The organism is Sphingopyxis sp. USTB-05, from assembly GCF_023822045.1.
GTDB lineage: Bacteria > Pseudomonadota > Alphaproteobacteria > Sphingomonadales > Sphingomonadaceae > Sphingopyxis.
The window spans coordinates 1,961,280-1,974,841 of the sequence record NZ_CP084712.1; the positions used below are offsets into that span (position 1 = coordinate 1,961,280).

General features: G+C 63.6%; 12 protein-coding genes. 6 read left to right on the forward strand and 6 right to left on the reverse strand.

Features of this window, described 5'->3' with window-relative positions; genetic code table 11:
• Positions 1-6 precede the first annotated feature (6 nt).
• Complete coding sequence (locus tag KEC45_RS08860) at positions 7-1,179, forward strand: carboxynorspermidine decarboxylase (RefSeq protein WP_062180327.1); 1,173 nt, start codon at positions 7-9, stop codon at positions 1,177-1,179.
• 7 nt (positions 1,180-1,186) lie between these two features.
• On the opposite strand, the gene KEC45_RS08865 is transcribed toward KEC45_RS08860, so the two are convergent.
• Both KEC45_RS08865 and KEC45_RS08870 read right to left on the reverse strand, forming a co-directional pair.
• Positions 1,187-1,801 carry a hypothetical protein gene (locus KEC45_RS08865; RefSeq protein ID WP_252171940.1) on the reverse strand — a complete coding sequence of 205 codons (615 nt, stop codon included), beginning with the start codon at positions 1,799-1,801 and terminating at the stop codon, positions 1,187-1,189.
• 182 nt (positions 1,802-1,983) lie between these two features.
• Entirely contained in the window at positions 1,984-3,642 is a 1,659-nt protein-coding gene (locus KEC45_RS08870) for an FAD-dependent oxidoreductase (RefSeq protein WP_252171941.1), read from the reverse strand.
• Positions 3,643-3,897: 255 nt separating this feature from the next.
• On the opposite strand from KEC45_RS08870, the gene KEC45_RS08875 reads away from it, so the two are divergent.
• The 5 genes from KEC45_RS08875 (at position 3,898) to KEC45_RS08895 (ending at position 8,673) form a co-directional block, all read left to right on the forward strand.
• The gene (locus KEC45_RS08875; RefSeq protein ID WP_062180320.1) at positions 3,898-5,091 is read left to right on the forward strand and encodes a type III PLP-dependent enzyme; all 1,194 of its coding nucleotides are present in this window, start codon (positions 3,898-3,900) and stop codon (positions 5,089-5,091) included.
• Between the two features lie 88 nt (positions 5,092-5,179).
• A complete protein-coding gene (locus KEC45_RS08880; protein WP_252171942.1) occupies positions 5,180-6,511 on the forward strand; it encodes an MFS transporter in 1,332 nt (443 codons plus the stop codon).
• 72 nt (positions 6,512-6,583) lie between these two features.
• On the forward strand, positions 6,584-7,729 hold the full coding sequence (locus KEC45_RS08885) for a CaiB/BaiF CoA-transferase family protein (protein ID WP_238586636.1): 1,146 nt from the start codon (positions 6,584-6,586) through the stop codon (positions 7,727-7,729).
• Positions 7,730-7,794: 65 nt separating this feature from the next.
• Complete coding sequence (locus KEC45_RS08890) at positions 7,795-8,226, forward strand: MAPEG family protein (RefSeq protein ID WP_062180308.1); 432 nt, start codon at positions 7,795-7,797, stop codon at positions 8,224-8,226.
• A 12-nt stretch (positions 8,227-8,238) separates the two neighbouring features.
• Entirely contained in the window at positions 8,239-8,673 is a 435-nt protein-coding gene (locus KEC45_RS08895) for an MAPEG family protein (RefSeq protein ID WP_062180306.1), read from the forward strand.
• A 4-nt stretch (positions 8,674-8,677) separates the two neighbouring features.
• Here KEC45_RS08895 and KEC45_RS08900 read toward each other — a convergent pair whose 3' ends face one another.
• The 4 genes from KEC45_RS08900 to ilvD are packed head-to-tail and all read right to left on the reverse strand — an operon-like array spanning position 8,678 to position 13,510.
• Positions 8,678-9,877 (reverse strand): class I SAM-dependent RNA methyltransferase, encoded by a 1,200-nt coding sequence (locus KEC45_RS08900; RefSeq protein WP_062180303.1) that lies wholly within the window; start codon positions 9,875-9,877, stop codon positions 8,678-8,680.
• 1 nt (position 9,878) lies between these two features.
• On the reverse strand, positions 9,879-11,231 hold the full coding sequence (locus tag KEC45_RS08905; RefSeq protein ID WP_062180300.1) for an NAD(P)H-hydrate epimerase: 1,353 nt from the start codon (positions 11,229-11,231) through the stop codon (positions 9,879-9,881).
• Between the two features lie 33 nt (positions 11,232-11,264).
• Positions 11,265-11,654, reverse strand: coding sequence for a hypothetical protein (locus KEC45_RS08910; RefSeq protein ID WP_062180297.1), 390 nt, complete (start codon positions 11,652-11,654; stop codon positions 11,265-11,267).
• Positions 11,651-13,510: a dihydroxy-acid dehydratase gene (gene ilvD / locus KEC45_RS08915; protein ID WP_062180294.1), complete on the reverse strand. Its 1,860-nt coding sequence runs from the start codon at positions 13,508-13,510 to the stop codon at positions 11,651-11,653. Before ilvD ends, KEC45_RS08910 begins: the two co-directional genes overlap by 4 nt.
• Positions 13,511-13,562: the final 52 nt, after the last annotated feature.

Consider the following 13,562-nt stretch of genomic DNA (forward strand, 5'->3'; position numbering starts at 1 on the left):
AGCGACATGGAAACCCGTGCCGGCGATCCCGGAGCCTTTGCCCGCTTCGACCTGACCCGAGTCCCCTCTCCCGCATTCATCGTCGATGCCGCAAAGGTGCGCGCCAACCTCGCGTTGCTGCGCCATATCGGCGACGCGTCGGGTGCGCGCGTACTGGCGGCGCTCAAGGCGTTCTCGATGTGGTCCCTGGGGCCGACCGTCATCGAATATCTCGACGGCGTATGTGCTTCCGGCATCTATGAAGCGAAGCTCGGGCGCGGCGAATATGGCGGCGAAGTCGCAACCTATTGCGCGGGCTACAAGGAAGCTGACCTGCCCGAGATCGCGGCGCTGTCCGACCATCTGATCTTCAACTCGCCGGGGCAGATCTCACGCTTCCGCCCATTGCTCGATGAATTGCGGGCGAACGGCGAAACATTCGACATCGGCCTACGCATCAATCCGATGCACAGCGAAGGCGAGGTCGCGAAATATGATCCTGCGGCGCCGTGCAGCCGCCTCGGCTTCCCGATCAGCCAGCTTCTTCCCGAACATATGGAGGGCGTCGACGGCATCCATATGCACAGTCTGTGCGAACAGGATTTCCCGCCGCTGCAGCGCACGTGGAACGCGGTGCAACCGATGCTGCGCCCCTTCTTCAGCCAGCTCAAATGGATCAATTTCGGCGGCGGCCACCATGTCACGCGGGCCGATTATCAGGTCGATGATCTGATCGCCTTCCTGAAGCAGGTGCGTGCATCGACCAACTGCGATGTGATGATCGAGCCCGGCGAGGCCATCGCGCTGGACGCCGGCATCCTCGTCGGCGAGATACTCGACCTGTTCGACAATGGTATGCAGATCGGTATCACCGACATTTCGGCAACCTGCCACATGCCCGACGTCATCGAGGCGCCCTACCGCCCCGCGATGCTCGATGAGGGCGACGAGGGCATGCCGGTCCGGCTCGGGGGCCCATCATGCCTGGCGGGCGACGTCATTGGCGATTACCGCCTTCCCGGCGGCGCGCGCATCGGGCAACGTTTCGCATTCCTCGACCAGGCGCATTATTCGATGGTCAAAACCAACACCTTCAACGGCGTGCCGCTACCGTCGATCTGGCTGTGGGACAGCGAGAGTGACGCACTCAAGCTGATCCGCGAGTTCGGTTATGAGGACTTCAAGACGCGGCTCGGATAAGGTCGCGTCAGAAGTGCGAAGCGTTGAAAATCAACGCGACCGCCCGGCCCCGCGCATCGGTGGCGGCGAGCGAATTCCAGATGTCTTCGCATTCGAACCCGCATTGGATGTCGCGATTTTCGTGGCGTGCGGTAATCTTGTAGCGCCCTGCCGGCGCCTGTCGGCACGCATTCGCGGCCCGCGCCTTGCCGAACGCCTGATTCTGGACCGCCTTATTCCCCTTCGTGGGGATCGCCCGAACGGCGGCACGCGCACCATCGACAGTCGCGCATAGATAGAGCGTGCTCATCGTTGCCGGATCGTAGTTGATCAGACCATTGGGCGCGAATTCGGACAACCAGCGCTCGAAATCGGTGCGGGGATGCTTGTTGTTTCCCATTTCATCGACGATCCCGACGACCCGAACGCCCTTGGCGTTCGCGCCGCGATAGATAAGATAGGTTTCGCTAGCTGAGGCGAGCTTCAGCGTCCGCCGCGCCACCGCCTGCTGGATCGTGATCACCGACGTCGCATCGGAGCTGTCCTGCGAGCAGCCGGTCGCCGCCAGGCCCTGAAAGAACAGGCTGGTGTCGATCGTATGATTCCGCGGCGCGGGCTGCACGCCATAATAAGTACCCAACATCTGACGCGCTGCCGACTCAGTTGGGCAAATGACCGTCGAAAAATCGTTCGGGATATCGATTTTAGCGGGTAGCGGCTCTCCGCCCCCCTGCACTGCAATCATCATCACCCACGCGGACAAGCTCATCGGCGGTTCCTTTTTTTGTTCGAAGGCAGGAGCTTAACGTGCGAGCGGAGGCGGGGTCAATCGATGGTCGTGCCTGTTTCCGCCAGAGCTTGGTGAATATGGCTGACCACCACCGATCCCTCTCCGACCGAAGATGCGACGCGCTTTACCGATCCCTTCCGCACGTCGCCGACGGCATAGATGCGCGGCCAGCTCGTTTCGAGGCGGCTTGGCATGCGGTCGAGCGACCAGCCCGCCTTGACCAGTTCGAGCGGCGCGATATCGGCGCCGGTCTTCACGAATCCGCGATCGTCGCACACCATCTCTTTGGGCAGCCACCGGGTGTTCGGAGTGGCACCAAGGAACAGGAACAGGAAGCGGCAATCGCAATGATCCTCGGCTCCCGTCTCGCGGCAGCGATAGGTCAGGCCGGCCAGATGCTCCTCGCCGTGCAGACCGACGACGTCGGTCGCGGGAATGATCTCGATGTTCGGATGCTCTTCGAGCCGCTTGACCAAATATTCGGACATCGTCTCGCGCAGGCTCGCACGGCGGAAGATAACATAGACCTTCTTTGCCACGCTCGCGAGATAGATGGCGCCCTGCCCCGCCGAGTTGCCCGATCCGACGACGGTCACCTCTGCATTGCCGCAGAGCTGCGCCTCCATCGGCGTCGCGCCATAATAAATGCCGCGGCCCTCATAGGATTCGATGCCCTCGATCGGCAGGCGCTGATATTCCGCGCCGCTCGCCACGACCACGGCACGGCTGCGCAGCTTGCGCCCGTCGGCAAGATGCAAGCAATAGGCATCGCCGTCGCGGTTGATCGACGTCGCGCGGACGGGCGCGACCAGTCGCGCGCCGAACTTCTGCGCCTGCACCGTCGCCCGGCGCGCCAGCTCATTCCCCGAAATGCCGGTTGGAAAACCCAGATAATTCTCGATCTTCGACGACGTGCCCGCCTGCCCGCCGGGCGCGAGCGAGTCGAGCGCGATCACCGTCAGCCCTTCGGACGCGGCATAGACCGCTGCCGCTAGCCCGCCGGGGCCGCTGCCGACGACGATGACATCAGCGGTCGCACCATCGGGTAACAGATCGAGCCCGAGCCCCGCCGCGAGCTGTTCGGGGGTCGGCTGAACGAGCACGTCGGCTGCGCCCAGGATGACCGCCGGCAACTGGTCGCCGGTCAGCCCCCGTTCGGCCATCAGATGCCCCGCGACCGGTCCGTCGGCGGGATCAAACCAGCGATGTGCGACACCATGCTTCATCAGCAGGTCGCGCAAGGCATAGACGCTGCGATCCATCGCCGCGCCGATGACGATCGTCACCGCGAAACCGCGATTATTGCTGAATTCGCGGCGGGCGGAAAGAACGCGGACGAAAATGTCCGAATAATAGGAGTTGCCGGCAATAAGACGCTGGAAATCGGCGTGGGCGATACGGATGACCTCGCCGTCGGCGCCCATCTCGACGCGCGACAGGTGGCGCTGTCCGGTCAGTACCGACAGGTCGCCCGCGAACTGGCCGTGCTCCATCCAGCCGACGCGCCTTCTCCCTTCATCGGTGGAGGCGAAAATATCGGTATGTCCCGAAAGGGTGATGATGCAATCGGGCGCCATCATGCCCTCCTCGACGATCAGATCACCGGCGCGATGCGACTCGATTGTGCCGAACGCCGCCAGTTCTTGGAGTTCCGCGTCGGAAAAGCTGTGATTAACGTCGGCGCGAGACACCATGGCGGGGAGGTCCTTTTCGGGTTTGGCGATGCGCCATCCCTAGCGCGGCGGTATGGCTTTGTCTCGCGTTTGCGCGGTTTGGCGCAGATCGGCCCCGGTTCGGCCCCGGTGTTACCGGACTATTACAAAATTGCGCGATAGGGTCTTTACAGGGGGGACCCCCCTGCATATATCGCCCTCCGCTGCCCCAGGGGGACTTCCAATAACCGCAAGGCAGCCTTGTCGTTTACCGTTTAATTTTGGGGGTCCCTTGAGTTGCACCAGCATCATAGCGCCCACGGGCTGATTCAGGCACTTTCGCCGATCGAACCTGTTACGCTTGTCCGCCCGCACGCCGCGCGGCGCGCAGCGCGTTTCTTCATCGAGCGTTTTCCCGGCACGACCATGTATGCGGTCAAGGCGAATCCGTCGCCTGACCTCTTGCGCGTGCTGTGGGATTCGGGTGTCACCCATTATGACGTCGCCTCGATTGCCGAAGTGCGTCTGGTTGCCCGCACGCTTCCCGAAGCAACGCTCTGCTTCATGCATCCGGTGAAGGCTGAGGAAGCGATTTCCGAAGCCTATTGGAAGCATGGCGTCCGCACCTTCTCGCTCGACACGCTCGACGAACTCGAAAAGATCGTCCGTGCGACCGAAGGCGCGCAGGATCTGAACCTGCTCGTGCGCCTGCGCGTCTCGTCCGATCATTCGAAGCTCAGCCTCGCCGCCAAGTTCGGCGCCGAAGCCGACGAGGTCGTCGAACTGCTTATGGCGACACGCCAGGCGGCCGATGCGCTCGGCATCTGCTTCCATGTCGGCAGCCAGGCGATGACGCCGCATGCCTATGCGCAGGCGATGGAGCGGGTTCGCGCCGCGATCGTCGCAGCATCGGTTACCGTCGACATCATCGATGTCGGTGGCGGCTTCCCTTCGTCCTATCCGGGCATGGAGCCTCCGCCGCTCGACGCTTATTTCGAGACGATCCACCGCAGCTTCGAAAGCCTGCCGATCAGCTATTCCGCTGAACTGTGGTGCGAGCCGGGCCGCGCCCTGTCGGCCGAGTATAGCTCGCTGATCGTACGCGTCGAAAAGCGCCGCGGCGAAGAGCTGTACATCAACGACGGCGCCTATGGCGCGCTGTTCGATGCCGCGCATGTCGGATGGCGCTTTCCTGTCACGCTGCAGCGCGACGTGGCGAGCGACGCCGAGATGATGCCGTTCAGCTTCTATGGTCCGACCTGCGACGATCTCGACCATATGGCAGGCCCCTTCTTCCTGCCCGCCGACATCAAGGCTGGCGATTTCATCGAGATTGGTATGCTCGGCGCCTATGGCTGCGCGATGCGAACCAAGTTCAACGGCTTCGGCGCAGACGAGACGCATGTCGTCAGCGACGAGCCGATGGTCAGCCTCTACACCGGCGAAATCGAACAGGAGCGCCGCAGCGCGACGGTGACCAAGCTGTTCTGACGAACCGCAATATGGAAAATGAAAGGGCCGGCGCAGCGATGCGACCGGCCCTTTCTCTTTTGGGCAGGGCCGCTAGATTGCGCGGCCCATGCAGCCCTTTCATCACCTTCTCGCCAACAATCTGATCGCGAACATCACCAATTTTACGGTGTGGTTCGCGCTAACCTTCTGGACCTTCCTCGAAACGCAGTCGGTATTCGCTACCGGCGTGATCGCGGGCATCTATCTCGTCCTGACCGCGATGCTCGGCATCTGGTTCGGCAGCCTTGTCGACCATCATGGCAAGCGGCACATGATGCTGGTGTCGAGCATCGCATCGCTTCTCCTCTACACCGCGGCGCTTGCCGGCCATGCGCTTGACCCCGCTATTCGCGGCGCCGACACCCACGGCATCACTCTCTGGCTCTTCATCCTCATCACGATGCTCGCCGTGATCGCCGGCAATATCCGCATGATCGCGCTGCCTACGCTCGTAACCCTGCTCGTGCCCGAGGATCGCCGCGACAAGGCGAACGGGCTGGTCGGAATGGTAAGTGGCATCGGATTCCTGATGACGTCGGCGATCAGCGGCTTCCTTGTCGCGTGGGGCGGGATGGCCGGGGCGCTTTACTTCGCCATCAGCTTCACCTCGATCGCGATCCTTCACCTGCTGTTCGTCCGCATCGACGAGCCGCGCGATCCTGAAACGCATGACGCCCCCCGCAGCATCGATCTCGCGGGGACGCTGCGCGTCGTGCTCGGCATTCCCGGGCTGATCGCACTCATCCTCTTCACGACGTTCAACAATCTTCTGGGCGGCGTTTTTATGGCGCTGATGGACGCCTATGGCCTGTCGCTGATGAAGGTCGAGGAATGGGGCCTGCTATGGGCTGTCATTTCCTGCGCCTTCATTGTCAGCGGGATGGTGATTGCACGGACGGGCCTCGGTGCGAATCCGGTCCGCACGCTTCTCCTCGTCAATCTCGCGGCGTGGATCGTCGCGGTCTTCTTTACGATCCAGTCGTTGGTCATATTGCTCGCCGCCGGCTGCTTCATCTGGATGTTCCTCGGCCCCTATGCAGAGGCGGCAGAACAGACCACGCTGCAAAAGGTCGTCCCCTACGAACGTCAGGGCCGCGTCTTTGGTTTCGCACAGTCGGTCGAGCAATCGGCCTCGCCGCTCACCGCCTTTCTGATCGCCCCGCTCACGCAGTTCGTCTTTGTGCCCTTGATGACTGACGGCGCGGGAGCCGACGCGATCGGTGACTGGTACGGTCGAGGGCCCGAACGCGGCATCGCGATCGTCTTTTCGATCGCCGGGCTGTTTGGCGTGCTCGCGACGATTGCCGCGTTCCGGTCGAAATCCTATCGGCGGATATCGGCCGCCTATAACAGCGAAACCGACGACAACACCGGCGCCCTGACAGAACAGCCAGTCTGACGACGAAGCCCCTTCCGTTTTACTTTGCAATCATTCTATCGTGTCCGCGAAGCAGAGAGAGGATGCGTGCTTATGTTGTCAGGGATCCGGATCGTCGATCTCACCACCGTCATTTTCGGACCCTATGCGACGCAGATGCTCGCCGACCTCGGCGCCGAGGTGATCAAGGTCGAAACACCGGGGCTCGGCGACATATCGCGTTATCTAGGCAGCGGTATACCCGATCCGACGATGGGGTCGATCCATCTGACGGTAAACCGCGGCAAGCGATCGATTGCGCTCGACCTCAAAAATCCTGAGGATGCCGCCGTGCTGCGCGAGCTGATCGTGACCGCCGACGTGTTTTTCCACAATGTCCGGGGCAAGGCGATAGAGCGGCTCGGTTTCGACTATAACGGTTGCAAGGCGCTGAAGCCCGATATCATTTATGTTCATGGCACGGGCTTCGGGCAGGATGGCCCCTATGCTGACCTTCAGGCCTATGACGACGTCATCCAGGCCGCGACTGGCACGACCAGCCTTCTCCCGCGCGTCGACGGGAACCCAAGCCCGCGATATTTCCCGTCGCTGATCGCCGACAAGATCGCCGGCCAATTCGGCGCGCAGGCGATCCTCGCCGCGCTGGTCCACAAGCTGCGAACCGGCGAGGGGCAAGAAGTCGAAGTGCCGATGTTCGAATGCTTCGCCGCCTTCATGCTCACCGAACATCTGCGCGACGCGGCGCTCGATCCGCCGATCGGTCCGGCGGGTTACCCGCGCCAACTCGACCCAACCCGCCAGCCGTTTCCGACGAGCGACGGTTACCTTGCGATCGTACCCTATACACCCGAATCGACCGCGCGGCTGATGGACCTGCTCGGGAGCGCCGGCTTGCTGGAAACCCCGGAATATGAGGCCGCCAAAGCCAAGGGGCGACATATGCCGATTATCTACAGCGAGATCGCGCGCAAAACCCCCGCGAAGTCGAACGCCGAATGGCTCGAACTCTTCGCCGCCAATGACATCCCTGCGATGGCGGCGCGCGACCTCCAGGACATTAAGGAGGACCCGCATTTTGTCGCGACCGAATTCTTCCGTCACCGCACACACCCCGATGTCGGCGCCTTTCATGAGATGCAGCCGCCGGTGAAATATGACGCGATGCCACGCCGCGATCTGGGCTTCGCGCCGCGCGTCGATGGCGACGGCGCGGCGATCCGGGACGAACTGGCGCGCTGAACTTCGCCGGTTGCATTGTCGGCGCCGTGCCTTAGCATCGCCGCAAAACAGACAGGGGGAGCCAAATGTCCGAAAGCCTTCTCGCACCCGGCGCGGTGCTCGTTCTCTGGACTCTCGTCGTGCTGGTCTGGGCGGGCGTAACGCGTTTCCGGGCCTTTTCAAAGGTCGGTATCGACCTGAAGGCCGCGCCGCCGGGCGGGCGCGGTGTTGATCTGGAGGGCGTCCTTCCGCCGCTCACCAACTGGAAATCGCACAACTACACGCATCTGTGCGAACAGCCGACGATCTTCTACGCAGTGATCATCTTCCTGCACCTGTCGGGCGGCAGCACCGACCTGACGCGCGGGTTGGCGTGGGCCTATGTCGTGCTGCGTATCGTTCACAGCTTCTGGCAGTCGACGGTGAACCGCGTGCCTGTCCGTTTCGTGATTTTCTCGGTCGCAACGCTGTGCCTGTTCGCGCTGTCGCTGCTGGCCGTGATCGCTACTTTGGGTTGAGGGGGAAAGAATATGGATACGAACGCAATATTAGGACCGGTCGCGACACTCGCGCTCTGGTCGATGATTATGTGGGTGTGGATGTACGCGACGCGCATCCCCGCGATGCAGCGCGCCAAGATCGACGCGGCGAAGATGGTCGGCGGGACGGGCAAGAGCCTTGATGAGGTGCTACCCCCCGACGTGCAGTGGAAGGCGCATAACTATAACCATCTGATGGAACAGCCGACGGTGTTTTACGCCGTCGCGCTGGCGCTGGCGATCGGCGGCATGGGCGGCGGGCTCAATGCGCAGCTTGCCTGGGCCTATGTCGCCCTTCGCATCCTGCACAGCCTGATCCAGGCGACGGTGAACCGCGTGATGTGGCGCTTCGGCATTTTCGCGCTGGCCAGCCTCGCGCTGATCGCATTGTGCATCCACGCCTTCATGGGCTTCGTGCTACACTAAGCCTTTAGCGTGAAAAGCGCGCGGCCAGTTCCACATGGGTCGACCAGCGGAACTGGCCCACGGGCTGCACCCAGTCAAGCGTGTAGCCGCCTTCGATCAGCGTCTTGGCATCACGCGCGAAACTCGCGGGATTGCAGCTAACATAGGCGATGACTGGCGCGGTCGACATCGCCAGTTGCTTCACCTGCTCCTCGGCACCAGCGCGCGGTGGGTCGAGGATGACCGCGCCGAAGCGGTTCAACTCGGCGGGCACGAGGGGCCGACGGAACAGATCACGATGTTCAGTTGCGACGAGCGCCCGCGCGCGGTTCGCCGCGCCCGTCAGCGCCGCGATCGCATCGCGCGCGCCCTCGGCCGCATAGATTTTGCGTCCCGCCTGCACCGACAAGGCGAAAGTACCGACGCCAGCGAACAAGTCGGCGACCGCGCCTGCATCACCAATCGCCTTGGTCACCGCCCCGATCAGCGCCGCTTGCCCGGCACTCGTGGGCTGGAGGAAGGCAAAGGGCGGAACTTCGACAACGATATCGCCAAAGCGCATCGTCGGCGGCTCGGGCTGCCAGAGGATTTCTAGCCCGTCGCCCTGATCGATCGCGAACCGCGCCAGATTGTGCGCACCAGCAAAGTCTTGCAGCGCCATCGCAGCGTCGAGCCCTTCGGCCTTGACGCCTTCCAATATCAGTTCGACGCCCTGATCGAGCATCTGCAGCTTGACCTTCACCGGACGGCGCGGCTGAGCGATCATTACCAGCAGTTCGCGCACGGGGGCAATCAGTGCAAATAGCTCGGGAAGCAACAGCGGACACATCCGCATATCGACGATCTGGTTGCTCTGCGCGGCGTTGAAACCGATTGACACCTGCTTGCCGGTGCGAAGCGCGGTCAGGACGGCGCGACGGCGGCTTTGCGGAGGCGACAACACTGCGGGCAGGACCTGGACGCCCGTAACCTCTTGCCCCTCGAGCCCACCCACGACACGGTCGCGCACGAAGTCGGCGAGCGCAGGTTCGGCGACATGCTGCAACTGGCAGCCGCCGCACTTGCCGAAATGGCGGCAAGGCGGGTCGGTGCGGTTCGGGCCCGGAATAATAATCCCGTCGTCGCGGACGCGGTCGCCCGGCACGCCGCCCGCCACATGACGGCCGTCGCCCGTCACGCCATCGCCGCGCGCGGCAATGCGCTCGATCAGCGCAGCTTCACTCATTTCAGTCCCTAACCAGATCGTCGGCTACAAGGCCGGGGCCTATACGCGCCGCTTGCGCGATATGCCACCCCACCGCCGCGACGGCGGCATCGAAGGCATCACCACCGCGCGCCAGCATTGCGCCGCACGCGCCGGCGAGCACATCGCCCGTTCCCGCCGTCGCAAGCCAGGGGCTGCCCGGCCATGCCGCGGCAACGCGCCCATCGGGTGCGGCGATGATCGTGTCGGCGCCCTTGTAGACGATGACGGCCTGCGTCCGCACCGCCGCGGCTTTTGCGCGGTCGATCTTGCTGCCGTAAAGCTGCGGAAAGGCGCGCGCGAACTCACCTTCGTGCGGGGTCAGGATCGCTTTGCGCGGCGTTTCGGACAGGCGCGGTAATGCCGCGTCAATCGCGGCAGCGTCCAGAACGAGCGGCTTGCCGGAATCGAGCGCGGCCTCGACGTCGAACAGCAGTTCGTCGCCTGCGGGAAACCCCGGACCGATCACCACCGCGCCGACGCGAGGATCGTTCAACCGTTCGCCGAACCGGGCGTCGCTCTCGGCTATGATCGCGGCGAAAGGCGGAGGCGCACCTCCTTCCAGCACGACATAGCCGGCGCCCGCGCGAAGCGCCGCCGCGGCGCTGAGCCCCGCAGCACCGCGCATCGGCCCCGCAAACACAAGCACCGTGCCACGGGTGAATTTGTGCGAAGCTGCATCGGGCTCAGGCGTTTGTAGCTTGGGCAAGCTACTCATCATCTTGTTTGCCGATATCCCGATCGACGCGAGAAGCACGCGCCCGCACGCTGGCGCTGTCGGCAACAGCACATGAGCGGGTTTGAGAGCGCCGAGCGCCAGCGTCACATCGGCACGAAGCGGCGGCATCCAGGCGGCCGCACCGTCGCCGTCCACCCCGCTCGGGATGTCGACCGCCAATATGCGGCTATCGGCAAAATGCCCAATGATTGTCGCCAGTTCGTTAGCAATCGGGCGCGTCAGCCCAACGCCGAACAGCGCATCGACAATCAAGGGCGCCGGGGCAAGGCGGCCATTCAGCACTTCAACAGGCCCAGTCCAGCCGGCGCGCGCAGCTTTTGCCAGATCGGTCGCAGGTTCCGCCAGAGCGGCGACCCGTACCGTGGCTCCACGCTCCGCGAGCAAGCGCGCGGCGACATAACCGTCGCCGCCATTGTTGCCGGGACCGCAGAGTATCAGGATCGGCGCACCTGCGGCCATGCGCCAAGCGGTATCGGCAACCGCTGCGCCCGCAAGATCCATCAATTCGGAGAGCGAGGTGCCCTGTATCGCGCACGCCGCCTCGGCTTCGCGCATCGCCTTGGCTGTCAGGATCGGGGCGCCGGCGGGAACAGACATGACCCCTGCCCTATCACGATCGCGCGAAAGCGCCTACTTCGCGCCGCCCGTATTGGCGGGCAGGCGATAGCGGTCATTGGCGATCGCGACTTCGATCATATTGTTGCCGACGATGCTCACCTTGGCGGGTTCGGCGCCGTCGGCCGAGACGACACCGCGCCCGTCGGTCGTGATCTGCAGGCGGCGATAACCGACATTGCCGCGCCCGACGACGAGGATCGTTCCGCCCTCGCCGCTCATTTCCTCGACGGTGCAGGTCCGGTCGAACAGCTTCGAGCCTTCGAGCGCGCATTCGATACGTCCGTCCTCGGCCGCCTCGCGCGATCCGCGCGCTTCGGCGTCGGCAAGCTCGCTATTGTCGGGTGCGCGGTTGCAGGCCGCGAGCGCGACCATCATCAGCAATGCCCCCCCAAGTTTTTTCATCCCTTGCCCTTCAACTGCGACAGGTCGCGCACTGCGCCGCGTGCGGCGCTGGTCGTCATCGCGGCATAAGCCTGAAGTGCTACCGAAACCTTGCGCGGGCGCGGCTTGACGGGCTGCCATGCAGCATCGCCCTTCGCCTCCATCGCGGCCCGGCGCTCGGCCAGCACGCTATCCGCCACGGCCAACACGATCGTTCGCGACGGGATGTCGATATTGATCAGGTCGCCATTCTCGACCAGCCCGATCGCGCCGCCCTCGGCCGCCTCGGGCGAGACGTGGCCGATCGAAAGGCCCGAGGTGCCGCCGGAGAAACGCCCGTCGGTGATCAGCGCGCAGGCGGCGCCGAGGCCCTTCGATTTGAGATAGCTCGTCGGATAAAGCATTTCCTGCATTCCCGGGCCGCCTTTCGGCCCCTCGTAGCGGATGACGACGACGTCGCCCGCCTCGACTTGCCCCGTAAGGATACCCGCGACCGCGGCGTCCTGGCTCTCATATACTTTGGCGGGGCCGGAGAATTTGAGGATGCTCTCGTCGACCCCTGCGGTCTTCACGATACAGCCGTCGAGCGCGATATTGCCCGATAGCACGGCCAGCCCGCCGTCCTTGCTGAACGCATGATCGGCCGAACGGATTACGCCTGCCTCGCGGTCGAGGTCGAGGCTGTCCCAGCGCCGGTCCTGACTGAACGCGGTCTGGGTGGGCACCCCGCCGGGCGCGGCCATGAAGAATTTCTGCACATCGGGATCGTTGGTGCGCGAAATATCCCATTTGTTGAGCGCATCGCCGAGCGTCGCGCTGTGCACCGTCGGCAGGTGCGCGTGAAGCAGGCCCGCGCGTTCGAGCTGGCCGAGGATCGCCATGATCCCGCCAGCGCGATGCACGTCTTCCATATGGACATCGCTCTTGGCGGGCGCGACCTTCGAAAGGCAGGGCACGCGGCGCGAAAGACGGTCAATGTCGTCCATCGTGAAATCGACGCCGGCCTCGAACGCCGCGGCAAGCAGATGAAGCACCGTGTTGGTCGACCCGCCCATCGCAATATCAAGGCTCATCGCATTTTCGAACGCCTCGAAGGTCGCGATGTTGCGCGGCAGCACGCTGTCGTCGCCCTCCTCATAATGGCGGCGGCACATTTCGACGACGATCCGTCCGGCGCGCAGGAACAACTCCTTGCGGTCGGCATGCGTCGCGAGGGTCGAGCCATTGCCGGGCAGCGACAGGCCCAGCGCCTCGGTCAGGCAGTTCATCGAGTTGGCGGTGAACATGCCCGAGCAGCTGCCGCATGTCGGACACGCCGCGCGTTCGATCTCGCTGACTTCCTCGTCCGTATATTTCTCATCCGCGGCGGCGACCATCGCATCGACCAGATCGAGCGCGACCTCCTTGCCCTTCAGCACGACCTTGCCGGCCTCCATCGGCCCGCCCGAGACGAACACGACGGGGATGTTGATGCGCAGCGCGGCCATCAGCATGCCCGGCGTGATCTTGTCGCAATTCGAAATGCACACCATCGCATCGGCGCAATGCGCGTTGACCATATATTCGACGCTGTCGGCGATCAGGTCGCGGCTCGGCAGCGAATAGAGCATGCCGTCATGCCCCATCGCGATGCCGTCATCGACCGCGATCGTGTTGAATTCCTTGGCAACCCCGCCCGACGCCTCGATCTCGCGCGCGACCATCTGGCCGAGGTCTTTCAGGTGGACGTGTCCCGGCACGAACTGCGTGAAGCTGTTAACCACGGCAATGATCGGTTTGCCGAAGTCGCTGTCCTTCATCCCCGTCGCGCGCCAGAGGCCGCGTGCACCGGCCATATTGCGGCCGTGGGTGGTGGTGCGCGAACGATATGAAGGCATTTTCAACAGTCCTGATAATTTTATTTCAAAAATGTGCGAAGAGACGCGCCTC